At 36.5% G+C, this 25523-nt stretch carries 22 protein-coding genes; 13 read left to right on the top strand and 9 right to left on the bottom strand.

Annotated features, from left to right (window positions below):
* Positions 1-298 precede the first annotated feature (298 nt).
* From U8D43_RS14690 to dnaA, 8 genes are all read right to left on the bottom strand, one after another.
* On the bottom strand, positions 299-1393 hold the full coding sequence (locus tag U8D43_RS14690) for an HD-GYP domain-containing protein (protein ID WP_335871932.1): 1095 nt from the start codon (positions 1391-1393) through the stop codon (positions 299-301).
* A gap of 261 nt (positions 1394-1654) precedes the next feature.
* Complete coding sequence (gyrA, locus tag U8D43_RS14685) at positions 1655-4141, bottom strand: DNA gyrase subunit A (RefSeq protein WP_335871930.1); 2487 nt, start codon at positions 4139-4141, stop codon at positions 1655-1657.
* 385 nt (positions 4142-4526) lie between these two features.
* Complete coding sequence (gyrB, locus tag U8D43_RS14680; RefSeq protein ID WP_335871933.1) at positions 4527-6449, bottom strand: DNA topoisomerase (ATP-hydrolyzing) subunit B; 1923 nt, start codon at positions 6447-6449, stop codon at positions 4527-4529.
* 307 nt (positions 6450-6756) lie between these two features.
* Entirely contained in the window at positions 6757-7005 is a 249-nt protein-coding gene (gene remB / locus U8D43_RS14675) for an extracellular matrix regulator RemB (protein WP_335871929.1), read from the bottom strand.
* A gap of 10 nt (positions 7006-7015) precedes the next feature.
* A complete protein-coding gene (gene recF / locus U8D43_RS14670; RefSeq protein ID WP_335871928.1) occupies positions 7016-8134 on the bottom strand; it encodes a DNA replication/repair protein RecF in 1119 nt (372 codons plus the stop codon).
* Positions 8135-8152: 18 nt separating this feature from the next.
* Positions 8153-8374, bottom strand: coding sequence for a S4 domain-containing protein YaaA (gene yaaA, locus U8D43_RS14665; RefSeq protein WP_335871927.1), 222 nt, complete (start codon positions 8372-8374; stop codon positions 8153-8155).
* Positions 8375-8495: 121 nt separating this feature from the next.
* A complete protein-coding gene (gene dnaN, locus U8D43_RS14660) occupies positions 8496-9632 on the bottom strand; it encodes a DNA polymerase III subunit beta (protein ID WP_335871926.1) in 1137 nt (378 codons plus the stop codon).
* A 209-nt stretch (positions 9633-9841) separates the two neighbouring features.
* On the bottom strand, positions 9842-11188 hold the full coding sequence (gene dnaA / locus U8D43_RS14655; protein WP_335871925.1) for a chromosomal replication initiator protein DnaA: 1347 nt from the start codon (positions 11186-11188) through the stop codon (positions 9842-9844).
* An 866-nt stretch (positions 11189-12054) separates the two neighbouring features.
* On the opposite strand from dnaA, the gene rpmH reads away from it, so the two are divergent.
* From rpmH to U8D43_RS14595, 12 genes are all read left to right on the top strand, one after another.
* Positions 12055-12189, top strand: coding sequence for a 50S ribosomal protein L34 (rpmH, locus tag U8D43_RS14650; protein WP_335871924.1), 135 nt, complete (start codon positions 12055-12057; stop codon positions 12187-12189).
* A gap of 196 nt (positions 12190-12385) precedes the next feature.
* Positions 12386-12757, top strand: a complete 372-nt coding sequence (gene rnpA, locus U8D43_RS14645; protein ID WP_335871923.1) for a ribonuclease P protein component — start codon at positions 12386-12388, stop codon at positions 12755-12757.
* Positions 12758-13042: 285 nt separating this feature from the next.
* The gene (spoIIIJ, locus tag U8D43_RS14640) at positions 13043-13822 is read left to right on the top strand and encodes a YidC family membrane integrase SpoIIIJ (RefSeq protein WP_335871922.1); all 780 of its coding nucleotides are present in this window, start codon (positions 13043-13045) and stop codon (positions 13820-13822) included.
* Positions 13819-14439: an RNA-binding cell elongation regulator Jag/EloR gene (gene jag, locus U8D43_RS14635; protein ID WP_335871921.1), complete on the top strand. Its 621-nt coding sequence runs from the start codon at positions 13819-13821 to the stop codon at positions 14437-14439. Before spoIIIJ ends, jag begins: the two co-directional genes overlap by 4 nt.
* 531 nt (positions 14440-14970) lie before the next feature.
* Positions 14971-16356 (top strand): tRNA uridine-5-carboxymethylaminomethyl(34) synthesis GTPase MnmE, encoded by a 1386-nt coding sequence (gene mnmE, locus U8D43_RS14630; protein ID WP_335871920.1) that lies wholly within the window; start codon positions 14971-14973, stop codon positions 16354-16356.
* 82 nt (positions 16357-16438) lie between these two features.
* On the top strand, positions 16439-16687 hold the full coding sequence (locus U8D43_RS14625; protein WP_335871919.1) for a hypothetical protein: 249 nt from the start codon (positions 16439-16441) through the stop codon (positions 16685-16687).
* A 111-nt stretch (positions 16688-16798) separates the two neighbouring features.
* The gene (gene mnmG, locus U8D43_RS14620) at positions 16799-18694 is read left to right on the top strand and encodes a tRNA uridine-5-carboxymethylaminomethyl(34) synthesis enzyme MnmG (RefSeq protein ID WP_335871918.1); all 1896 of its coding nucleotides are present in this window, start codon (positions 16799-16801) and stop codon (positions 18692-18694) included.
* Positions 18695-18712: 18 nt separating this feature from the next.
* Entirely contained in the window at positions 18713-19429 is a 717-nt protein-coding gene (gene rsmG, locus U8D43_RS14615; protein ID WP_335871917.1) for a 16S rRNA (guanine(527)-N(7))-methyltransferase RsmG, read from the top strand.
* A gap of 114 nt (positions 19430-19543) precedes the next feature.
* Complete coding sequence (noc, locus tag U8D43_RS14610) at positions 19544-20416, top strand: nucleoid occlusion protein (RefSeq protein WP_335871916.1); 873 nt, start codon at positions 19544-19546, stop codon at positions 20414-20416.
* A gap of 242 nt (positions 20417-20658) precedes the next feature.
* Positions 20659-21420, top strand: coding sequence for a ParA family protein (locus U8D43_RS14605; RefSeq protein ID WP_335871915.1), 762 nt, complete (start codon positions 20659-20661; stop codon positions 21418-21420).
* Positions 21413-22264 (top strand): ParB/RepB/Spo0J family partition protein, encoded by an 852-nt coding sequence (locus tag U8D43_RS14600; RefSeq protein ID WP_335871914.1) that lies wholly within the window; start codon positions 21413-21415, stop codon positions 22262-22264. The genes U8D43_RS14605 and U8D43_RS14600 overlap by 8 nt, the downstream gene beginning before the upstream one ends.
* Positions 22265-22555: 291 nt before the next feature.
* Positions 22556-23263, top strand: a complete 708-nt coding sequence (locus U8D43_RS14595; protein ID WP_335871913.1) for a DUF554 domain-containing protein — start codon at positions 22556-22558, stop codon at positions 23261-23263.
* Positions 23264-23358: 95 nt separating this feature from the next.
* On the opposite strand, the gene yyaC is transcribed toward U8D43_RS14595, so the two are convergent.
* A complete protein-coding gene (yyaC, locus tag U8D43_RS14590) occupies positions 23359-23985 on the bottom strand; it encodes a spore protease YyaC (protein WP_335871912.1) in 627 nt (208 codons plus the stop codon).
* Between the two features lie 631 nt (positions 23986-24616).
* Between yyaC and U8D43_RS14585 the strand changes: the two genes are divergently transcribed.
* On the top strand, positions 24617-25510 hold the full coding sequence (locus U8D43_RS14585; RefSeq protein WP_335871911.1) for a mechanosensitive ion channel family protein: 894 nt from the start codon (positions 24617-24619) through the stop codon (positions 25508-25510).
* Positions 25511-25523 lie beyond the last annotated feature (13 nt).

The following is a 25523-nucleotide window of genomic DNA, read 5'->3' as shown; positions in this document are numbered from 1 at the left end:
ATTAATTAATGAGACAGTAGTTTTAGTTCTTCTATATTCATCCATAGTTTTAATTTATCCGTTTAAATATTGTTTACTGCAACAAAAAAGTGGAGTATTTCAGATACTTAACGTAGCAGAAGCTACACCGTATCTGACCTCACTTTCATCCCACACCTAAACGAGTGGGCTTTCCCGTTCGGGGAAATCTGTAATGATGAACCTACTTTAGATCCTAATAAGCCATTCAACAAGGAACCAAACATAACTTTTTTCAAGTATTTGACTAAAATTCCCTTGAATTAGAAATACCAAACTATTAATAATTGAAATTAATAATAGTATCAATATAAAGTGATCGCTCTTTTATCAAATCAACAATCTGTTCGGTATCCTTTATTTTAACTAGAGGCCTAGTTGGTTCTTCTATTCTGGTGAAAATCACTTCTGCTACTTGTCCATCTGTTAAACGAATGACCGTGCCTTTAGGTAAATTTCCTAGCAAGGACAGAATGCCATTTACTACTGTAATATTAAATTTACCGAAGCTATCTTCTTTAATCATCTCTAATACCCTAAGTGGAGACTGCTTACTTCGATAATTTTTTTCTGAAGTCATCGCATGAAACATATCCGCTACCGCAATAATTTGAGAATAGGGATGAATCCTTTCGTTTTCTTCCGAACGTGGGTAACCACTGCCATCCATTCGCTCATGATGCTGAAAAATGGCAAGTTTGGCTTCGGGTTTTAAAAAAGGAGTATCCTTAACCATCTGATAACTGTTAATAGTATGTAGTTTAATTTCTTCAAATTCTTTTTGAGTAAGCGAGGTTTTTTTAAACAATATTCTCGGCGATACTTTCGCCATTCCACAATCAGCCAAAAGTCCTGCTAATGCAATTTGAAGATAAATTCCTTGTTCATAGTCTAGCTTTTTGGCTATCAAACCACTAATAAGACCTACTGCAATACCATGATGAAACACATAATCGTCTTTTGTTGTGTGATGCGTGATTGTATAAATAGGCTCCGTATCTTTTTCTATATGCTGAAATAAAGGTAGGAATAACCCTCTGATTCTTGCAATGTTTATTGGCACACCCGATTGCCATGAAATAAACTCTTTTTTATATTCTTGAACGACTTCGTAATAATGCTTAATAAAGTCTGTTTTTTCATCTAGTTTATCTTCTCTTGGATTATCATGTTCTATCATTTCCCTTGGATGAAAAGAACTCCCATCTATTTTCACTCGTTCTACACTTACATCCTCAATTGAGAATGCTTGTAAAACGTGAAGATGTTGTTTAGTAAGAACTGTACTTTTCGGAATAATTGGAAAAGAACTTAATCCCATTACGTCCTTTGCTAAAATACAGCCGGTTTCTAGATTGGCTATCTTAACCTTCACGCTAAACCCTCCGTTTGAGAAATAGAATATATTTTCTTTATTTTAACAAATAAAGGTTCTTTTCGTATACTTTGTCGCTATTTTATCTGATTTAGGATTAAATTCCCCATTTCACTGTTGATTCCCATCAGAAATAGACAAAATGAAACCCGAAACAAAGGTTTATCGTAGCAAATGAACTGATACGAATGCCACAAATTTCGCAAAAAATAACCCAAATAAAAGAAAGGAGTACCTAAAATTTTTAGGTACTCCTCTTTTTTATTCAGAATCTTCTTCTGAAGACTCCTCTATTTCTTCTACTTCTTCTATTTCTTCTTCATGTTTTTCTACCTTCGCCACAGTAGACACATATTCATTTTCTTTCAAACTAATGAGTTTAACACCTTGAGTATTCCTTCCAGTTGTGGAAATATCGTTCACATCCATACGAATTAATACCCCGTGTACAGTAATTAACATTAAGTCTTCTTCTCCAGTTACTGTTTTAACTGAAACAAGCTCCCCATTTCTTTCCGTGATATTACAAGTAATTAAGCCTTTTCCACCACGAGTTTGAATTCGATATTCCGATGCAGGTGTTCGTTTCCCGTACCCATTTTTCGTCACAACTAAGATATTGTTATCTTCTTCAAGAATTTCCATACCAACCACTTCATCATCACTGTCTAAGTTTATTCCTTTTACTCCAGTAGCAGTTCTTCCCATTGAACGGACATCTGTTTCAACAAAACGAATTAGCATCCCTTTTTGTGTTCCAATGATAATATGTTTCGATCCATCTGTCATTTTAACGGAAATTAATTCATCTTCTTCCCGTAAGTTAATAGCAATTAATCCGTTCGTTCGGATATTTGCAAAATCAGTTAATGGAGTTCGTTTGGTGATTCCTTGACGTGTTGTAAAGGTTAAATACCAATCTTCAACAAATTCTTCTACATGTATGATGGTTTTAATCCATTCATCTTTTTCGATGCCAAGAAGATTGATAATCGGTATCCCTTTTGCGGTACGACTATACTCTGGAATTTCGTATCCTTTTGTTCGATAGACTTTTCCTTTATTAGAAAAGAAAAGAATCGTGTCATGTGTAGAGGTGGTGATTAAATGTTCAACAAAATCGTCTTCATTTGTCCCCATTCCCTGTACTCCGCGACCGCCACGCTTTTGGCTACGATAAGTTGAAACTGGTAATCGCTTGATATATCCTTTATTCGTTAAAGTAATAACGATATTTTCTTGTGGAATCAGATCCTCATCTTCTATATGTTCAATCCCACCTGCGACAATTTCTGTACGTCGCTTATCATTAAAACGCTCTTTAATTTCAAGTAATTCTTCACGAATAATTTCTAATACTTTTTCTTCATCCGCTAAAATTGCTTTTAATTCTGCGATAAGCTTTACAAGTTGCTGGTATTCTTCTTCAATCTTTTCACGCTCTAAGCCCGTTAAACGCTGGAGACGCATATCGAGAATAGCTTGAGCCTGCTTTTCAGATAAAGAGAAATTCTCCATTAATCCTTGTCGGGCAATCTCTGCCGTTTGTGAACCACGAATAAGAGCAATGATTGCGTCGATATGATCTAGCGCAATTCGCAGTCCTTCTAAAATATGAGCTCTAGCTTCTGCTTTTCTTAGTTCAAATTCAGTTCTTCTACGAATAACAACTTTTTGATGAGCTAAGTAATGTACGAGTGCTTGCTTAAGATTTAGTACTTTCGGCTGTCCATCAACTAGTGCTAATAGATTTATTCCGAAGCTTGTTTGTAAAGCCGTTTGTTTATATAAATTATTCATTAACACATTTGCATTCGCATCTTTACGAACTTCAATAACAATACGCATCCCTTTACGATCTGACTCATCTCGTAAATCGGTTATTCCATCAATTTTTTTATCACGAACTAAATCTGCTATTTTTTCGATTAGTTTTGCTTTATTAACCTGGTAAGGAATTTCTCTTACGATGATAACTTCTTTCCCGTTTGCTTTTTCTTCAATTTCTATCTTAGCTCGCAGAATGATTGAACCTCTACCTGTTTCATACGCACGACGGATGCCGCTTCTTCCAACAAGTAGACCCGCGGTTGGGAAGTCAGGACCTGGGATATAGTCCATTAATTCTTGGATAGTAATATCCTCATCTTTACTCACGGCTAAAAGACCATCAATAACTTCTCCTAGTTGATGTGGCGGAATGTTAGTTGCCATACCTACAGCAATCCCAGAAGCTCCGTTTACTAATAAGTTAGGAAAACGTGAGGGCATTACAACTGGTTCTCTTTCTTGACCATCATAATTATCTTTATAATCAATTGTATCCTTGTTAAGATCACGTATTAATTCCATTGAAATTTTGGACATTCTTGCTTCGGTATAACGCATAGCTGCCGCTGCATCTCCGTCAACAGAACCAAAATTCCCGTGTCCATCAACAAGCATATAACGATAGTTAAAATCCTGCGCCATTCTTACCATCGTATCGTATACAGCCGAATCACCATGGGGATGATACTTACCGATAACTTCGCCGACGATACGGGCAGATTTTTTATATGCTTTATCAGCCGTCATTCCTAAATCATTCATTGCATAAAGAATTCGGCGATGAACAGGTTTTAAACCATCGCGCACATCTGGCAATGCCCTTGAAACGATAACACTCATGGCATAGTCCAGAAAGGATGTCCGCATCTCATGGCTAATATTTATTTCTTTCACTCTGGAATTTGGTGTTTCGGACATATGGTGAACCTCCTTCAAGTAAAGCTATCACATTTTATAGAATTTTTTCTATGGATTCTTATATGTAAAGACAGGATAGAACTCGATCTATCCTGTTTTTTATATGAGTGTATTACATCAGTTTAAGCGTTGGGTAGCTACTTCCGCTTTTCTTTGTCCAGCTACGGCTCCTTGGGGCTCTGGGTCAAATGCCACAACCCGCCGGAAATCTGGATTTCCTCTGTGTTGCGTCATTTGCCTGACGCCCCAGGGCAGTCGCCTTCGCTTTTCTTTGTCCAGTTTCGGTGGCTAGGGACTCGGGCATTTGTCAGCCCACTACGTGAAGCAGGCTTCACTTCGTGTTCTGACAGATGCCTACCTTCCCTAAACAGCCACTTCCTCTTTTCTAGATATCCAGGTTTTTTACGTAGATTGCGTTTTCTTCGATGAAGTTTCGACGCGGTTCTACTTTATCACCCATTAAAATCTCAAAGGTTTCGTCTGCTTCTATAGCGTCTTCTAAGCTGACTTGAAGCAGTGTTCTTGTTTCAGGGTCCATGGTTGTTTCCCAAAGTTGCTCGGGATTCATTTCTCCTAGACCTTTGTAACGTTGGATACCTGGTTTAGGTGTTTGGGAAAGCTGCGCTAAAGATTCTTCTAACTGCTGCTCATTGTAAGCATATTCTATTTTTTTACCTTGCTGAATTTTATATAATGGCGGCTGGGCAATATAGATATAGCCCGCCTCAATGATTTGTCTCATATAGCGGTAAAAGAACGTGAGTAATAGCGTACGAATATGAGAACCATCGACATCTGCATCCGTCATGATGACGATTTTATGATACCTTGCTTTCGCAATATCAAAATCTTCTCCTATACCTGTGCCTAATGCTGTAATAATCGCTCGAATTTCATTATTAGAAAGAATTTTATCTAAGCGTGCTTTTTCAACGTTAATAATTTTCCCTCGAAGTGGAAGTATTGCTTGGAAATGTCGGTCTCTTCCTTGTTTTGCAGAACCTCCAGCAGAGTCACCCTCTACGACATAAATTTCGCTAATTTTCGGATCACGTGAAGAACAGTCCGCTAATTTTCCAGGCAAACTTGAAATTTCTAACGCACTTTTTCTACGAGTTAGTTCTCTTGCCTTTTTCGCAGCCATTCGAGCACGAGCGGCCATGAGTCCTTTTTCCACGATTTTTCTTGCTACCACTGGATTTTCAAACAAGAATTTCTCAAAATGCTCGGAGAATAACGAATCCGTAATCGTACGAGCTTCTGAGTTTCCTAATTTGGTTTTTGTTTGCCCTTCAAACTGAGGGTCCGGGTGTTTAATTGAAATAATAGCTGTAATTCCCTCACGAACGTCTTCTCCAGATAAATTACTATCCGCATCTTTGAATATATTGCTTTTTCTAGAATAGTCGTTAATCACTCTCGTTAAAGCAGTTTTAAATCCGGATTCATGCGTACCACCTTCATACGTATGAATATTATTTGCAAAAGAGTAGATATTACTGGCAAATCCATCATTGTACTGGATTGAAATTTCAACTGTAATTCCTTCTCGTTCACTCTCAATATAGATAGGCTCTTCGTGAATAACTTCTTTAGAGCGGTTTAAATGCTCAACATATGATTTAATTCCACCCTCATAGAAAAAGTCTTTTCTTTTCCCATCTTCTCGCTTATCTTCAATTGAAATTTTAATTCCTCGATTTAAGAACGCTAACTCTCGTATACGGTTAGCAAGAATATCGAATTCATAAACGATTGTTTCGGTGAAAATTTCTGTATCTGGCTTAAAATGAATAATTGTACCCGTTATGTCCGTTTCATCGATGACCTTCAAGTCAAAACTAGGGGCACCTTTTTCGAACTGTTGATAATGCACCTTACCATCACGGTGGACGTATACTTCTAATACAGAAGAGAGCGCATTTACTACGGATGCACCCACTCCATGGAGACCACCAGAGACTTTGTAGCCTCCGCCACCAAACTTACCTCCAGCATGAAGAACAGTCATAATAACTTCAACTGCTGGTCGACCCATCTTCTCATGAATCCCCACTGGAATACCACGGCCATTATCTTTTACCGTGATACTATTATCTTTTTCAATAATGACTTGTATTTCATCGCAGTGACCAGCTAAAGCTTCGTCAATACTATTGTCAACGATTTCCCAAACTAGGTGATGTAAACCTTTACCAGAAGTAGATCCTATATACATTCCCGGACGTTTTCTAACGGCTTCTAACCCTTCTAATACTTGAATCTGATTTTCATCATATGATTGCTCTTGAACTTGTTTATTCTCTATAGTCAAGTGGGTTCACCTACACTTTCTAAAACATGACTTATCTAATTTTTAGCATGGATTTATACTAGTACTTTATAGTTATAAACTCTCATTTTGATTGAATTTAAATGTCAAAAATGAAAGGTATTGTTTTATGGTTAAGGCTGTTATCGCAAAGATTGTGGCTTTTCGAATTAGCCCTTAATTCGTGATAAAGATTGACTTCGGGCATCTTTTCGCATCATTTTTAGCCCGAAATGAGGAAAAAAAGAGTGTTTCCATCCTTTTTGGTATGCCACAGTGACAAAGTATGCGAAAAGAGCCATGGTTAAAGATCATATGTATTCTCTAGTATAGCTCTTTTCTTTAGCGTTCCTGATGCTAATGGAGACAGATAGATATGATTTTGTGTAACGACCAAAGATTTATAAGGGCTTTTCCCTAATTGTTGAAGTTGTTTTTTGCGTTTTTGTAAAAATAAATGCATTTCTTCAGAATTCTGGATGGATGCTTTATCAATAATTGCAATAATTTCATTTGTTCTCAGCATCACATCTTCTCCGACATGTATATACAAAAAAACCACCTCATTTCACTTTGGACATTTTCCCTTGTTCAACTAAATACGTTGCCGCCTCTTTTAAAGTAGAATGATCAATTCCCTCAACACTTGTCGTGGTAACAAAGGTTTGTACTTTTCCTTGTATGGTATTGAGCAAGTGCGATTGTCTATAATCATCCAATTCAGATAGAACATCGTCTAATAAGAGAATGGGATATTCTCCAATTTCAGAATGAATGAGCTCAATTTCAGCTAGCTTTACAGACAAAGCGGTTGTCCGCTGTTGACCTTGAGATCCAAAAGTTTGAACATCTCGGTCATTAACCAAAAATTGCAGATCGTCTCGATGAGGACCAGCTAACGTAACTCCCCGTTCTATTTCTCTTTGACGTATGCTCGCAAATTTTTGTTCGAACACATCTACCATTTTTGACCAATCTAGCTCCTCTGATACGTTTATTGATGGTTTATACATAATTTTTAATGTTTCCAGCTCTCTTGAGATACCGGAATGAATTGGTTTTGCCCAACTTTCTAAAAGCTGAATAAACTCAAATCGCTTTTGAACAATTTTTACTGCCATTCCTATAAATTGTTCTGTTAGAACATCTAGCATCGTTTGATCGGTTTGTTTTTTTATCTGTAGCTGTTTCAAGTAAGAATTACGTTGCTGCAAAATTTTATTATATTGATTAATATTGTGAAGATAAATAGGGGATACTTGTCCGATTTCCATATCTATAAAACGACGCCTAATTTGAGGACTTCCTTTAACTAAATGAAGATCTTCAGGCGCGAACATAACAACATTCATATTTCCTACATAATGACTCAGTTTAGGTTGTTCAATATGATTGAATTTCGCTTTTTTTCCTTTTTTTCCAATGGTTAACTCTAATGGGACTGATCCATTTCGTTTGTGAATTCTTCCTTTTATTTTAGCATATTCCTGATCCCAACGTATTAAATCTTTATCACTTGAAGTCCGGTGAGACTTTGCCATTGCCAAAACATAAATCGATTCCATGACATTTGTTTTCCCTTGAGCATTTTCACCTAAAATCACATTAACTTTGTTTTCAAAGGTGGCTTCTAAGGTTTCATAGTTTCGATAATTGCCTAACTGTAACTCCTCAATATACATGAGTACACATTCCTTTTATTAAAGTTCCGCTTTTATGTCAAAAAGGCCGACTGATTCTATTTCAATTTTGTCATTTGGATATAGTTTTCTCCCTCGGCGCTGGTCTTGTTCACCGTTCACATACACCTGATATTCACTAAGAAACCATTTCGCCATACCACCAGATTGAATAAGATCAGCCATTTTTAATAATTGACCCAATGTAATATATTCTGTATTAATCTGGATTTCTGTTTCCATACTTGCTCACTACTTTCCGTTATAGTCTCTAATAAATCATTTTACTAAACTTTCAAGGTATAAACAAAGAAAACAGAAATAAAAAATATCCCATCTGCAAAAGATAGGATATTTAATCAAATTAATACGTTCTAACTGGAAGAATTAGTTGCAAAATCGATTCATCATGTAAAGGTCGAATTACAAAAGGTCTCATTGCTCCAGTAAATTGAATATGAATTTCCGATCCTTCGAGAGCTTTTAGCGCATCCATCATATATTTGGCACTAAACGATATTTTTAAATCTTCCCCCTTAATATTCCCACTTTGCACTTCTTCAATTACTTTCCCGATTTCAGGAGAATTAGAAGACACTTCGACAATTCCACCTTCAAGTGTAGACAGCTTAACAACATTATTTCGCCCTTCTCTTGCAAGTAGTGAAGCACGATCAATCGATTTCAGAAAGTCTTTGGTCGTCAATTCTAATTCTGTTTTTGTGTCGGTTGGTATAAGGCGTGATGTATCTGGATAATTGCCTTCTAACAATCGTGAAAAGAATAATAGATGCTTTGCTTTAAATAAGATTTGATTTTCAGTGATAACAATTTCAACACTCTCTGAAGAGTCATCCAAAATCTTACTTAGCTCATTTAAACTTTTACCAGGAATCACTACGTTATAGTGCGAGCTTAATTCACTTTCAATTACTGCTTTTCTCATAGCTAAGCGATGACTATCTGTTGCAGTACAGAAAAGTTCGCCGTTTTCCACTCGCCAGTTTACACCTGTCAAGATAGGGCGTGTTTCTGAGGTGGACACAGCGAATGAGGTTTGTCGAATCATGGTTTTTAATAAATCGGTTGGAACTTTAAATACATTTTCCTCTTCAATTTGCGGAAGATGAGGATATTCTTCATGATCTAATCCATTTAGGTTAAATTTGGCTTTACCTGAACGAATAACAGTTTGAAAATTATCGATTACTTCAAGTTCAACTGTGTCTGAGGGTAGCTTTTTAACGATTTCACTGAAGAATTTTGCTTGTAAAACAATTCCTCCATGCTTTTCGATTTCGACAATATTAGTTCCTTCTTCTTCAAGTGGAATAAAGGATTCAATTGAAATATCTGAATCACTACCTGTTAGGGTAACACCTGTTTCTTTTGCAATAATTTTTATTCCAGTCAGAATTGGAATTGTTGTTCTAGATGTTACAGCTTTCATGACATCTTGAACACTTTGAACTAAATAGTCTCTTTGAATAGCAAATTTCATCAATAATTCCTCCGATCGAATGCATAACTTTTAAACGCAAAGCATATATTAATATCTTTTAAAAAAATAGTAGTAATAGTAATAGGGACTGTTAGTATGTGGATAACCCTAATTTATGAGCGAAAAGACAGCCTATCCACATGTGGACAGACTGTGCTTAAGTAGTGTCAAGTTATACACAGCACACCGTATTACCGGGGATAATATTTTTAGCCCTTTAAGGTAGTATGAATTTCTTTTAGCTGTTGTTGAAACTGAGGGTCAGAATCCAGCAGCCTAGAAATTTTTTCATGAGCATGAATGACTGTCGTATGATCGCGGCCACCAAATTCTTCACCGATTTTTGGCAAAGAAAAGTCAGTAAGCTCTCTAGACAAATACATAGCAATTTGACGAGGGTAGGCAACGGATTTTGTTCGTTTTTTTGCTTTAAAATCTTCTAGTCTTATATTAAAATACTCACCAACAACACGTTGAATTTCCGCGATTGTAATAACCTTAGGCTTAGAACTTGGAATAATATTTTTTAGAGCTTCTGCAGCTAAATCTGCATTAATATCTTTATTTATCAAGGATGAATAAGCAACAACTCGAATAAGTGCACCCTCTAATTCACGAATATTAGAGTCAATTTGATTTGCAATATAAAGCATGGCTTCATTGGGGATATCAAGTCCCTCAGCTTTGGCTTTTTTACGTAAAATAGCAATTCTTGTCTCTAAATCAGGTGGGGTAATATCCGTAATTAAGCCCCACTCGAATCGAGATCTTAACCGGTCCTCAAGAGTCGGGATTTCCTTTGGAGGACGATCACTCGAGATAACAATTTGCTTGCTTTCTTCATGCAAAGTATTAAATGTATGGAAAAACTCTTCTTGTGTTTGTTCTTTTCCAGCTAAAAATTGAATATCGTCAATTAAAAGGACATCGACACTTCTATATTTATTGCGAAAATCCACTGCTTTGTTATCGCGAATTGAATTAATGAATTCATTCGTGAATTTCTCTGAAGAGAGGTAAACGACTTTAGCAGAGGGGTTTTGTTCAAGAACATAGTGACCAATGGCATGCATTAAGTGAGTTTTTCCTAACCCAACTCCACCATAAATGAATAAAGGATTATAAGCTTTTGCAGGAGCTTCAGCTACAGCTAAACTTGCTGCGTGGGCAAAACGGTTGCCAGAACCAATAACAAATGTATCAAAGGTATATTTCGAATTAAGCATATTTTGCAATAGATCATGTGTCTCGCCATTTTTACCAGTCTTTTTTGGTGGTAGCGGAATATCAAATTCCTCAGGTTCCTGATTTTGAGGGATGATAAACTTTATGCTTAATTCTTCACCAATAATTTCATAAATAACACCAGCAATCAGTTGTGAATACCGACCTTCCAACCAATCTCTAGCAAATTCATTAGGAGCAGTAATAACTAAGGTATCTCCTTGCAAAGTATGTGCTTTAGTTGATTTTAACCATGTATCGAAGCTAGGTTTGCTAATTTTTTTTTCAATTTCTGATAGTGCTTTGTCCCAAAGGCCAGCAATATTCTCCAATACGCTCCCTCCTTTACCATTGTATTTCTATTCTCTCTCTATAAGGTTGAAATCGTGAGGATTTACTCAGTTTTATCATTCCCTGTGCAGAGTGTTGTATCCTAGAGAATGGCTAAATCTTCTTATGGAAATGTCACGAACCCTTTTATCAATTAACTGAGTGGTTAGTAAAGGTGCAAGTTCACTTACTAATGATGCTGGATTTGTTTAAGCTCATCCCAAACGGTGAATTCTACTTGAATTTTGTCATAGTAAGACAATAGATCTCAGTTAAAGTATTAATAGTGAAATCAAAAGCAATGAGGGGTACATTAATTGCTGTTTATTTCGTATCTAAAATTCCCTGAATTTTTCTGTATATATTTTGTAGAGGCAGACATAATAAAGAAAGTGGGTAAATTTTATAAAAATACAGTGTTTTGTATGTGGAAAAACATATAATAAGGAAAGATTTTGTTTTTTGACAATATCCACTGCATGTGGACAAACTTCTACACGGCCTGTTAATTTGTTATCCACAGCATATCCACAATTTGTGGATAACACATATACAAGTAAAAGGTTATTCAGAGTGAAAACACAATAATCATATCAGAATAAGCTACTTGTTGCAATGGTTTTTCTCTTTTATCCACATTTTGAAAGTCTGTGAATAAAAACTTTTCCACAGCTTGTTAGGTTGTGAAAAAGTTGTCAGTATGTGCTGTGGATATATTCACAGAAGTGATTTTTTTATCCACAGGAGCGGAATAATTAAAAAACGAAAAAGAATTTGGGTAGCTATTGACATTTCCGGGCATCCTTCTATATACTTAGAAAGACTGTCTATCACTGAATTTATTTTAATCCTCAGGGAGGTGTCATACATGAAAAGAACGTTTCAACCAAATAAACGTAAAAGAAGCAAAGTACACGGTTTCCGTGCACGCATGAGCACGAAAAACGGACGTAGAGTACTTGCTGCTCGTCGTCTTAAAGGAAGAAAAGTATTGTCTGCCTAGGCCACTGATTTGCTCAGTGGTCTTTTTTCTCATATAGTGAAACTTCTAGAAGTGAGGGGGAAACCTTTCACTTTTGGTTAGTTAAACAAATGAAGTTCATACTTAGTTTTAATTTCCTTTTGTTATGGCAATAGTGGAGCTAGAGGTTTTTTCTTAGTTTGAACAGGATAATACGCATAGTACAGGTGGGTTTAAATTGAAAAAAGAACTTAGATTGAAGAAGAATAAAGAGTTCCAAGAAGTATTTAATAAAGGGACATCCTTTGCAAACCGCCAGTATGTCGTTTATGTTTTACCGAAGAAAGATCAAGAAGTTTTTCGGGTAGGGCTATCTGTTAGTAAAAAAGTAGGCAAGGCAGTCACAAGAAATCAGATTAAACGATATATCCGTCAAGTGTTTTTAGAGCTTAAGGATGAGGTTGTAAAAGGAAACGACTATATTATTATCGCCAGAAAACCGGCGGCCAATATGAATTTTCATGAAACCAAAAAAAGCTTAAATCATGTTTTATCTCGTGCCAAAGTTTTGAAAAGAAAAAAGATTGGTTATACCAAAACTTTTAAGTGAGGCTCTTTATATATATTGTAGTTATTGAATTTAATCGTTTTAGGAATCTTTTTTTTGGTAGGGATTTTATCAAAAAAATGTGAAAAGATGCCCTGGAATTTATTTTCTTGCAGCAAATATGTTGTCGTGAAAAGTAAGATTCTTCACTAAAATAGTTAAAAGAAAATATTTCAGCTTTTTTCTCGTTAGAAATGGTACAATATTATGGATTAGCGTTTCATTTTTTTTGTAAATTAAACGCTACATATTAATAGGTAAATTGGAAGAGTAGGGAGGAAATTCAAGGTGAAAAAGAAATTATTAACCTTGATAGTACTGATAGGTGTAATGACACTTTTAGCAGGTTGTACTGAATACAACCAGCCGATTACGCCTGAAAGTGAAGGAGTATGGAATGAATATTTCGTTTATCCACTATCTTGGCTAATTACAACATTTGCTGACATCTTTGGTGGAAGTTATGGATGGGCAATTGTCGTAGTAACTATTATAATTCGCTTAGTAATTTTACCGTTAATGGTCAAACAAACGAAAAATGCTAAGGCAATGCAAGGTCTAAATCCTGAAATGAAAAAGCTTCGTGAAAAATATAGTTCTAAAGATGCCCAAACTCAACAGAAACTACAACAAGAGACGATGGCATTATTCTCAAAACATGGTGTCAATCCTCTAGCCGGATGTTTTCCGCTGATTATCCAAATGCCAATTTTAATTGGGTTTTATCATGCGATTGTCCGTACAGAAAAAATTGCTGAAGACAGCTTCCTATGGTTTGATTTAGGACAAGCAGATCCATTCTACATTTTACCTTTAGTGGCAGGTCTGACGACGTTCATTCAACAAAAGATGATGAGTGCAGGAACGATGAATCAAAATCCACAAATGGCCATGATGATTTGGATTATGCCCATTATGATTATTATATTTGCTATTAATTTCCCTGCAGCGCTATCCCTATATTGGGTTGTAGGAAATATTTTTATGATTGTTTCTACTTATTTTATTAAAGGTCCTGAACTACGAGGAAAAGCGGAAGTTAGTTCATCGGGAGGTACGAAAAAGTGAAACAAGTAACGGCTACTGGACAGTCTGTTCACCAGGCGGTAGCGTCAGCTTTAGCCCAGTTACACATCACAGAAGATCAAGCAGATATATCGATTATCGATCAGGGGAAAAAAGCGATACTCGGCCTTTTTGGTGGAAAGCCTGCAACTGTATTAGTAAAGAAGAAACAAAGTGTAATAGAAGATGTAACAGAGTATTTACTAGATGTAACCAATAAAATTGGGGTTTTTCCGGACATAAATGTTATTCAAGATGGAAAAACATATTATTTTCAATTGTCTGGAGAGAAACTGGCCCTGATTATTGGAAAACGAGGTCAAACTTTAAATGCTCTTCAGTATTTAGCTCAACTTGTCGCTAATCAGGCTAGTGAACAATACGTAACAGTTATCGTTGATGCAGAGAAGTATCGAGAGAGAAGAAAAGAAACACTTTATCAATTGGCTGGGCGCTTAGCTCAAAAGTCATTAGCCACTAAGAAAATTGTTAAATTGGAGCCAATGCCTTCATATGAAAGGAAGATTATTCACGCAGCTCTTTCAAAGATAGAGAATGTGAGAACATACTCTGAAGGAAATGAACCGAATCGGTACATTGTAATTGCTCCAAATAAATGAAAAGAGCCTTTAAGTTTATATAAACTTAAAGGCTCTTTTCATATCTATAATTTATTTTACACATTAGGCTGTTTTCGCAAAGTTTGTTGCTTTTTGCACCAGTCTATAAACGGTGATATAGCTTTGTTTCGGGCATCATTTCGTCTATTTTTGATGGAAACAACAATGAAATGGGCGATTTAATCAAAAATCAGGTGATTTAGCCACAATGTATACGAAAAGAGCCATACCAAAAGAAACATTTATTAAAAGTAGTATCTTTTCAATTGTAAGCTGGTTTTAGTATATAGCTCCAGAGCCCTCACATTTTCTTCTAATGAAAAAGTGAAATGATTGGTAGAAACCTTGAAGGTGGAGTTTTATTGTTATTCACATGTGGATAAGTTAGAATATAAGGAGCAAAAAGAGGGATTGTGGACAAATCTCACTTAACTATACGCACTATATGGAGTGTGTTATTCTAATGTTTTGGGAAAATATGATGATTCAATTGATTTATATATAGTAAAAATCTGAAAGAGGTGAACAAACATGGAATTTGATACGATTGCTGCAATTTCGACTCCAATGGGAGAAGGGGCAATTGCGATTGTTCGCTTAAGTGGAGACGAGGCATTTTCAATTGCCGATAAAATTTTCCGTAAACCTAATGGGAAAAAGCTATCTTCTCTTTCTACACACACCATTCATTATGGTCATATCATCGATCCAAAAGAAGACTCTATAATTGAAGAAGTAATGGTTTCAATTATGAGAGGACCTAAGACGTTTACTAGAGAAGATGTTATTGAAATTAACTGTCACGGGGGATTAGTATCTGTTAATCGTGTGTTAAGAGTAATACTTACAAATGGAGCAAGATTAGCAGAGCCAGGAGAATTTACAAAGAGAGCCTTTTTAAATGGACGAATTGACTTGTCACAAGCAGAGGCGGTCATGGATTTAATTCGGGCTAAAACGGATCGAGCAATGAACGTGGCGATCAATCAAATGGAGGGTCGTCTTTCAAGACTTATTCAAAGACTTCGACAAGAAATCCTTGAAACTCTTGCTCATGTTGAGGTGAATATTGATTATCCAGAATATGATGACGTTGAAGAAATGACGCATAGTATTCTTTTGGAAAAATCACGTTCCATTAGAGCAGAAATTGAGAAATTACTTCAAACATCGGAACAAGGAAAGATTTTAAGGGAAGGACTTTCTACTGTGATTATAGGACGACCAAATGTCGGGAAGTCTTCTCTATTGAATAGTCTAGTTCAAGAAAATAAAGCAATTGTCACTGATATCCCTGGTACCACTCGAGATGTAATAGAGGAGTATGTGAATGTACGAGGTGTTCCCCTTCGTTTAGTCGATACTGCGGGTATTCGGGAAACCGAGGATATTGTCGAAAGAATAGGTGTTGAACGTTCAAGACAAGTTCTCAAGGAAGCAGATTTAATATTATTGGTACTAAATTACTCCGATGAATTAACTATTGAAGATGAAAAGATTTTTCAAGCAGTTGAAGGTATGGATGTAATCGTAATTGTAAACAAAACAGATTTAGACCAAAGAATCGATTTAAACCAAGTTCAGAAGCTTGCTCATCAACATAAGCTCATCACCACGTCATTACTAGAAGATTCAGGAGTGGATGAATTAGAAGAAAGTATAGCAGCATTATTTTTTGAAGGTGCACTGGAATCAAGCGATTTGACCTATGTCTCTAATAGTCGACATATAGCTCTTCTTCATCAAGCTAACCAATCAATTGAAGAGGCCATTACCGGAGTGGAAATGGGAACCCCAATCGATATTGCACAAATTGATTTAACTAGAACTTGGGAACTACTAGGAGAAATAATAGGGGAAAGTGTTCACGAGAGCCTAATCGACCAACTATTCTCCCAATTCTGCCTCGGGAAATAAGAAAAGCGGAAGTGGCTGCTCAGGGACGGCAGGCATCTGTCAGAACACGAAGTGAAGCCTGATTCACGAAGAGTGCTGACAAATGCCCGAGTCCCTAGCCACCGAAGCTGGACAAAGAAAAGCGGAAGTGGCTGCTCAGGGGCGTCAGGCAAATGACGCAGCCCGCCGGAAATCTAGATTTCCGGCGGGCTGTGGCAATTGTCCCGAGCCCCAAGCCACAATAGCTAGACAAAGAAAAGCGGGTTCGAGATCTACGACTATAAACAGAGGTGCACCCTTCCCATCTGATGTCGGTTCTAGTTTTATAGAAAATGCGATCTTTTTCTTGTGATGCGGATGCCTCCGCTAAATGAAAAATCTAAAACAAATCGAAATTGGATTGTTATTAATTCAATATACAAACATGAATAAACAACGGAATCAGGTAAAAGGAGGATGAACTATGCATCAATATGAAGCTGGTAATTATGATGTTATTGTGATCGGAGCTGGGCATGCTGGTGTTGAAGCTGGTTTAGGTGCTGCTAGAGTAGGCGCTAAAACATTGATGATTACCATTAATTTAGACATGGTTGCCTTTATGCCATGTAATCCATCAGTAGGGGGACCTGCAAAAGGAATTGTCGTTCGAGAGCTTGATGCCTTGGGTGGAGAAATGGGTAAAAATATCGATAAAACTCATGTTCAAATGAGAATGCTCAACACTGGAAAAGGTCCAGCAGTTCGTGCATTACGTGCTCAAGCAGATAAGTTTGCTTATCAACATGAAATGAAAAAAACACTTGAGAACGAGAAGAATTTAACACTTATTCAAGGAATGGTTGAGCATTTATTGGTAGAAGACGATCAATGCAGCGGTGTCGTAACACAGACAGGAGCGGTATATCGAGCAAAATCTGTGGTAATTACCACGGGTACTTTCTTAAGAGGGGAAATTATTTTAGGAGAACTGAAATATTCAAGTGGTCCTAATAATCAACAGCCTTCCATTAAATTATCAGAGCACCTAGAAGAGCTAGGATTTGATCTAGTTCGATTTAAAACTGGGACTCCCCCTCGTGTTAATAGCTCATCCATTGATTATAGCAAAACAGAAATTCAGCCTGGGGACGATGTACCTCGTGCATTTAGCTACGAGACAACAAAGTATATTACCGACCAATTACCATGTTGGCTAACCTATACAAATGAAGAAACACATCAATTAATTGATAATAACTTGCACCGATCTCCCATGTATTCTGGGATGATAAAAGGAACAGGTCCTCGGTACTGTCCTTCCATTGAAGATAAAGTAGTTCGTTTTAATGATAAGCCACGTCATCAAATTTTCTTAGAACCTGAAGGCAGACACACACAGGAAGTATATGTACAAGGACTATCGACTAGTCTTCCAGAAGATGTTCAACAAAGCATATTAAAAACGATTCCAGGGTTAGAGAATGTTCAAATGATGAGAGCAGGTTATGCAATAGAGTACGATGCGATTGTTCCTACTCAGTTATGGCCAACGCTAGAAACGAAAAAAGTGAGAGGCTTATATACAGCAGGACAGATTAACGGAACCTCTGGATATGAAGAAGCAGCGGGTCAAGGTATCATTGCGGGAATTAATGCTGGTAGAAAAGCGCTAAATCAAGAGGAATTGATTTTGAGTCGCTCAGATGCTTATATTGGTGTATTAATTGATGATTTGGTAACAAAAGGAACGAATGAACCCTATCGTTTACTAACATCTCGTGCCGAATACCGTTTATTGCTCCGTCATGACAATGCCGATTTACGTTTAACAGAAATCGGACGAAAGATTGGGATGATCTCAGAAGATCGCTATAATCGTTTTGTTGAAAAGAAGAAACAAATTGAGCAAGAAAAAGCTCGACTTAAAACGATTATATTGAAACCAAATGAACAAACTCAACAGTTAATTCGTGAAGCTGGCGGTAGTGAATTGAAAGACGGAATTAGAGCAGCCGATTTATTGAAGCGGCCTGAGATGAACTATTCTCATATTCACGAATTAGCTCCTGCGGATAAAATGCTTTCCGATGAAGTGACGGAGCAGGTAGAAATACAAGTGAAATACGAAGGTTATATTGAAAAGTCACTGCAACAAGTAGATCGTATGAAAAAAATGGAATCTAAGAAAATCCCGGAAAATATGGATTATTCGGTAATTAATGGTTTAGCTTCAGAGGCTCGCCAAAAATTACAAGAAGTTCGTCCACTTTCAATTGCACAAGCATCTCGAATCGCGGGCGTAAACCCAGCAGATGTTTCTATTTTACTTGTATACATCGAACAAGGAAAAATTGCACGTGTATCATCTGATAAATAAGCTGGAAGGGTTGAAAAAATGAATATTAGCCAATTTCAAGAGAGTCTTAGTGAGAAAGGGATTTCCCTTTCTGCTAAGCAGATTTCTCAGTTTGAGAAATACTATGAACTCCTAGTTGAGTGGAATAATAAAATGAATTTGACAGCCATTACTGATAAGGAAGAAGTCTATTTGAAACATTTTTTTGATTCCATCTCAGCTTCCTTTTACGTGGATTTAACGCGTGAATTACATATTTGTGATGTAGGGGCTGGGGCTGGTTTTCCAAGCATACCATTGCAAATCTGTTTTCCAAATTTACATGTATCAATTGTGGATTCTCTCAATAAACGTATTTCCTTTTTAGAACATTTAGCTAAAGAGCTTCAATTAGAAAATACGAGCTTTTATCATGATCGAGCTGAACTCTTTGGTAGAAATCCTGATCATCGTGAAAAGTATGATTTGGTGACTGCCCGTGCGGTCGCACGTATGTCTGTATTAAGCGAACTTTGCTTACCGCTTGTTAAAGTGGGAGGTGCTTTTGTAGCAATGAAAGGTGCAGCAGCAGAAGAAGAATTACAAATAGGAAAAAAAGCGATTTCTCTTCTAGGAGGAAAAGTAGAAAAAATCCATTCTTTTCAACTACCAGAAGAAAATAGTGATCGACACATTCTTATTATCAAAAAGGAAAAAGAAACACCAAAAAAATATCCCCGTAAACCAGGGACCCCCAATAAGCTTCCATTAGAATAATGTTTCATGTGAAACATAAAAAGATAGCAAAGAAAAGTCGATGATAAAAGAAGGAACTAAAAAAAAGATAGAGAATATTTAACAAGGGAGTTTCCTAAAGGTGGTGTAGGAAAAATGAAGCATCCTTTCTCTCGGTTGTTTGGTTTTGGAGATAAGGACCAAGAACTATCAATAGAATCAGAAAACGAGGTTAGTGTAGAAAGTGTAGAAAAGGAAGAAATTAAAAAAATTCCTATCACTCAAATTGTACCAAATCGTTTTCAACCTAGAACGGTTTTTGACAACAATAAAATTGATGAGTTAGCGAGAACTATTCACACTCATGGTATTATCCAACCTATAGTGGTACGAGAGTATAAAAAAGATCACTTTGAATTGATTGCAGGTGAACGTCGCTGGAGAGCAGTACAAACATTGGGTTGGGAGTCTGTTCCCGCGATAATAAAAAATTTAAATGATACTGAAACAGCGTCTGTTGCGCTTATTGAAAATTTGCAGCGAGAAGAGCTCTCTCCTATTGAGGAAGCTATGGCGTATGGGAAATTATTAGAACTTCATAATTTAACACAAGAAGCATTAGCGCAGAGACTTGGGAAAGGACAATCAACTGTAGCAAACAAATTACGTTTATTGAAATTGCCAGATGAAATCCAAGAAGCGTTACTACAAAAGAAAATTACCGAAAGACATGCTAGAGCACTTATTCCCTTAAAAAATCCTGTAAAACAAATTTCCCTCGTCGCAGAGATTATTGATAGAGGCTTAAATGTTAAACAAACTGAAGAGCGAGTCACTCGACTTCTTGAAGGTTCTGGTAAAAAGCCAAAACCACGTCGAAAAGCATTTAGCAAAGATATGAGAATTGCTGTTAATACAATAAGACAATCCCTTTCAATGGTGTCAGATAGTGGAATTAACTTGAAGTCTGAAGAAGAAGAGCATGAGGATTTTTATCAGATTACAATAAAAATCCCTAAGAAAAAGTAGACCAGTTGAATATATGGAAAAAGTGAGAAGCCAAATGCCATGTGTTTAGCTTCTCATTTTTTCTTTGTGTCCAATTTTTTTCACCAAAGTCCTTTCGATCGTAGGAGTTTATTCAGTGACGAAAGGTATCCATAATTGGAAATTGTATTTTTTTTGAATTTAACGGCAATATAATGATAAACTTTGATAAAATAGATTACATGAATTTAATTTTACTAGGAAGCTAAAGGTAGGTGAACTCCTTGGGTAGAATAATTACGATTGCCAACCAAAAAGGTGGTGTAGGTAAAACAACAACATCCGTTAATTTAGGAGCTTGTTTAGCCTATATTGGAAAAAAAGTTTTACTTGTTGATATCGACCCGCAAGGAAATGCGACAAGTGGTGTAGGAATTGAAAAAGGTGGCGTCTCAAACTGTATTTACGATGTACTTGTTGATGATGCGAAAGTCAAAGATATTATTTTATCAACAGCCGTTGAGAACCTAGACACCGTTCCAGCAACGATATCCCTTGCAGGTGCGGAAATTGAATTGGTCCCTACTATTTCTAGAGAAGTTCGCTTGAAGAGAGCACTAGAACCGGTGAAAGATCAATATGATTTTATAATTATAGATTGTCCACCTTCTTTAGGCCTCTTAACGATCAATGCTCTAACCGCGTCAGATGCGGTAATCATCCCTGTTCAATGTGAATACTACGCTCTAGAGGGCTTGAGTCAATTGTTAAGCACTGTCCGCCTTGTGCAAAAGCATTTAAATAAAAACTTAATGATCGATGGAGTTTTATTAACAATGCTCGATGCTAGAACAAACTTAGGAATTCAAGTCATAGAAGAAGTGAAAAAATATTTTCAGGACAAAGTTTATCGAACAATTATTCCTAGAAATGTCCGCTTAAGTGAAGCACCAAGTCATGGAGAGCCAATTATTATTTATGATGCGAAATCTAAAGGTGCAGAAGTCTATTTAGAATTGGCAAAGGAAGTGGTCGGAAATGGCTAAAGGACTTGGTAAAGGTATTGATGCCCTCTTCTCGCATGTCGATAAAATGGAAGAAACGATTCAAGACTTAAAGATTAATACCCTACGTCCCAATCCCTATCAACCTAGGAAAGTTTTTCAGCCAGAAGCCATAGAAGAGTTAAAAGATTCTATTTTAGAACATGGAATTTTACAGCCTTTAATTGTACGTAAGAGCATTAAGGGATATGAAATCGTTGTAGGAGAAAGACGATATAAAGCAGCAAAATTGGCTAAACTTAAAACTGTACCTGCTGTTGTAAGAGAGCTATCAGATCAACAAATGATGGAGTTAGCTGTACTGGAGAACCTTCAGAGAGAGGATTTATCTCCTATTGAAGAAGGAGCAGCGTATCAGCTATTAATCGAAAAACTAGGCCTAACACAAGAGGAATTAGCAAAAAGGTTGGGTAAAAGTAGGCCTCATATCGCCAATCATATTCGCTTGCTTTCTCTTCCATTACCTATTCAACAGTACATCTCTGAAGGGATTATTACTATGGGTCATGGACGGGCATTACTAGGATTAAAAAACAAAGATAATCTACAAAACGTCGTGAACAAAGTAGTGAACGAAAATTTAAATGTTCGCCAACTCGAAACCCTAATTCAGGAGTTAAATGAGAGTGTTTCACGTGAAACAAAAAAATCCACACCTAAAAAAGATGTATTTATGAAAGAGAAAGAAAGTTATTTACGAGAGCGGTTTGGGACGACGGTTACCATTAGACAATCAAAGAAAAAAGGGAAAATTGAAATTGAGTTCTTTTCTAAAGATGATTTAGAGAGAATTCTTTCATTAATTCAACCAAGCGAGGAAGAATAATATACCATCTTTTTGATGGTGTATTTTTTTCTACTGTCTAATTTTTATTTGTTTTTTTTTGTTATTTCTTACTTATATAAGAGGCTGTTTTCGCAAAGTTTGTTGCTTTTCGTATCAGTTGATCATTTATGATATAGCTTTATATCGGGCATCATTTCGTTTATTTTTGATGGAAATCAACAATAAAATGGAGGATTAAGTCAAACATCAAATGAAATAGCCACAACGTATATGAAAAGAGCCTTTTAATAAGAATTTACAGTAAATTGTAGTAGAAAGAGGATAAAGATAATGGCGTTAATTGGTACAATTGTGAATGCGTTTTCGATCATACTCGCTGCACTACTAGGAAAATTATTTCATCGAATTCCTGATGAAGTGAAAGGGATTGTGATGCAAGCAATAAGTTTAGTGATTATAGTTCTAGGTTTACAAATGGGATTTAAAAGTGAAAATTATTTAATTGTCATCATTAGTGTTGTATTAGGTGCTGTTATTGGTGAATGGCTTGCTCTTGAAAAGAAGCTTAATTATGTAGGAAAATATATTGAAAGAAAAATAGGAAGTAATTCTACTTCTTCTATCTCACAAGGGTTTGTAACGGCTACATTAATTTTTGTTATTGGAGCAATGGCTGTGTTAGGAGCACTAGATAGCGGCTTAAGAGGAGATCATGATATTTTATATACCAAGTCAATTATTGATGGATTTACAGCCCTAATTTTAACGACTACACTCGGCATTGGCGTTATCTTCTCGGCCATTCCAGTATTTTTATATCAGGGAGCAATTGCTTTATTTGCTACCCAAATTTCTTCTTTTATTCCCGACCCTATTATGGAACAATTTATCATAGAAATGACATCAACAGGGGGAATTATGATTTTTGCCATCGGATTGAATATGTTAGGAGTAACTACAATTCGAGTAGCAAATTTATTACCTAGTATCGCAGTGGTGGCCATGATTGTTGGAATATTAAATGTGATCCCTGTTTAAAAAGCACACCCATGGGCTGTGCTTTTTCACAGAATAAAAGAATAAACATATATGCTGTTAGATTTATGCCCAGTTCTAGGAGACTTTTAGTATTCTTAATAGGTTTTTTCCTGCGTCTTTCCTTCTGAGTAAATACTTGCCCAAGTTTGTTTTGGTGTATAGGTATGACTGACTTGATAAATCCCATGGGAAATGATCTTCGCCATTTTCAATACTAAGTTTAACCGGGTGTTTTGTAGGACAAAGAATTCCATAAATCCACTTACATTTACAATACCGGTAATATGCATATCCCCAACTTCAGGAAGCTCTTTATTGACACCTGCACCTGGCTTAACAGGCCCCTTAGCAACTTGGATGGAACCTACGCTTTTTAGTCGGCCTAAACAGGCATCAATTCCAATGATAAAAGGATTAAAGTGTTTTTTGCTTATTTCATTAAGCTTCTCTTCTAAGTTGACTGCATGGATAGGATCCTCTAGCGTACCGTAAAGATGAAAATTCGATAGGTTCTTTTCTTCTAGTAATGAACCGACGAGAGGTCCAAGTGAATCACCTGTTGATCGGTCTGTTCCGATACAAACGAGTACAACTGGACGAGTATGAAAGACAGGAAGCAAAGAATGAAGTTGCATAGAGATTTGAAACGCAGCCCTTTCAGCATCATGCAATATTTTAAATGGTTCCTTTGGTTTTTCAAATATCCCATTTTTTAGATTCATTCAATTCACTCCTTTAATTTAAAGCGTTTCTTATACAATCAAGACTCAATAGTTAAACGGAAAAGGTAATAATAAAAGGCTATTTTCGCAAAGTTTGTTGCTTTTCGAATCAGTCTGTAAACGGTGATATAGCTTTGACCCGAGCCGCAAGCCACAGCAGCTAGATCACGAAAAGCGGAAGTGGCTGCCCTGCGGCGTCAGGCAAATGAAAAACTCGGAGGTGATGCCTGCATCGCTGGAGGGTTATTCATTTGACCCCGAGCCGCAAGCCACAGCAGCTAGATCTGTCTATTTTTAATGGAAATCAACAGTGAAATGGGCAATTTAATCAAAAATCAGATGAAATAGCCACAATGTATACGAAAAGAGCCTTAGCTTAAGAAATAAGATTAGTTTGAGTAGTATCAGTATACGGAGAAAAGAATGTTTCTATACATAGTTCACAGAATTTTGCAAAATAATAACAAGTTAGTTGAAAGTACTTCTTTTCTTTTCCTTTTTTGAAGTTGTATTAAGAATAAAACCTAAAAAAATTTGATTATTTGGATAAAGAACGGTTATGTTTCTATTCAATTAGGAAGATTATTGTTAAGATAAGAAAGTAATTCTTTCATAAGGAGAGAATGGTTTTATGCAAATGGTTGAGACATTTTACTTGGGTATCCAAGATATACTGTCTAATAAAATTTTTTGGTTGGATTTAGCTAAAAGTGGCATAAAGATTATTTCTATATTTTTCGTCACTTCTATTGCAATACGCTTTGGAAAAAAGACGCTTCAAAATGTATTTAAAGTTCGATCGAAAACACCAATTCGGGTATCAGAACGACGTCAAAGTACCCTCCTAAGGTTACTCGAAAATGTACTAACATATGCTGTTTATTTCATAGCTTTTATGGCACTTTTATCAATCTTTGGCATTGATGTTCGTGCGTTAATAGCGGGTGCTGGAGTAGTTGGTCTTGCCGTTGGTTTTGGTGCACAAAACTTAGTTCGTGACATTATTACTGGATTCTTTATTATCTTCGAGGATCAATTCTCTGTTGGTGATTATATTCGTATTGGGACCCATGAAGGATTCGTGGAGGAAATAGGGATTCGAACAACGAAAATTAAAAGTTGGACGGGTGAACTTCACATAATTCCAAACGGGAACATAAATGAAGTAACAAATTACTCTATTCATAATAGTGTTGCGGTTGTTGATGTAAGCGTTGCTTATGAAGAAAACATAGAACAAGCGGAATCGGTGATTCTTGAGTTACTAGCCGAAATGCCTGGAAAATATGAAAATTTAATGAAAACGCCAGAACTATTAGGTGTACAAAATCTAGGAGCATCCGAAGTGGTATTCCGAATTGTGGCAGAAACTACGCCTATGCAACATTGGTCCATGGCGCGCGCGATTCGAAAAGATGTGAAACTTGTACTTGATGTCCACGGTATTGAGATACCGTTCCCTCGTCTTGTAATGTACTCCCGCCAAGAGGAAGAAGGAAAGCAAAAGCAGTTAGTAAAAGAGTGAAGGAGATTTCAAT

The organism is Bacillus sp. 2205SS5-2 (assembly GCF_037024155.1).
Classification (GTDB): Bacteria; Bacillota; Bacilli; order Bacillales; family Bacillaceae_K; genus Bacillus_CI.
This window is presented reverse-complemented; position numbering and strand designations above follow the sequence as displayed.

Coding starts and splice junctions, on each gene's coding strand:
- recF (WP_335871928.1), bottom strand. CDS start 8,134: ATGTATATTGAGGAGTTACAGTTAGGCAATTATCGAAACTATGAAACC.
- rsmG (WP_335871917.1), top strand. CDS start 18,713: ATGAATATTAGCCAATTTCAAGAGAGTCTTAGTGAGAAAGGGATTTCC.
- yyaC (WP_335871912.1), bottom strand. CDS start 23,985: ATGAATCTAAAAAATGGGATATTTGAAAAACCAAAGGAACCATTTAAA.
- U8D43_RS14600 (WP_335871914.1), top strand. CDS start 21,413: ATGGCTAAAGGACTTGGTAAAGGTATTGATGCCCTCTTCTCGCATGTC.
- yaaA (WP_335871927.1), bottom strand. CDS start 8,374: ATGGAAACAGAAATCCAGATTAATACAGAATATATTACATTGGGTCAA.
- gyrA (WP_335871930.1), bottom strand. CDS start 4,141: ATGTCCGAAACACCAAATTCCAGAGTGAAAGAAATAAATATTAGCCAT.
- dnaN (WP_335871926.1), bottom strand. CDS start 9,632: ATGAAATTTGCTATTCAAAGAGACTATTTAGTTCAAAGTGTTCAAGAT.
- rpmH (WP_335871924.1), top strand. CDS start 12,055: ATGAAAAGAACGTTTCAACCAAATAAACGTAAAAGAAGCAAAGTACAC.
- U8D43_RS14585 (WP_335871911.1), top strand. CDS start 24,617: ATGCAAATGGTTGAGACATTTTACTTGGGTATCCAAGATATACTGTCT.
- mnmG (WP_335871918.1), top strand. CDS start 16,799: ATGCATCAATATGAAGCTGGTAATTATGATGTTATTGTGATCGGAGCT.
- mnmE (WP_335871920.1), top strand. CDS start 14,971: ATGGAATTTGATACGATTGCTGCAATTTCGACTCCAATGGGAGAAGGG.
- U8D43_RS14595 (WP_335871913.1), top strand. CDS start 22,556: ATGGCGTTAATTGGTACAATTGTGAATGCGTTTTCGATCATACTCGCT.
- noc (WP_335871916.1), top strand. CDS start 19,544: ATGAAGCATCCTTTCTCTCGGTTGTTTGGTTTTGGAGATAAGGACCAA.
- U8D43_RS14625 (WP_335871919.1), top strand. CDS start 16,439: ATGCCCGAGTCCCTAGCCACCGAAGCTGGACAAAGAAAAGCGGAAGTG.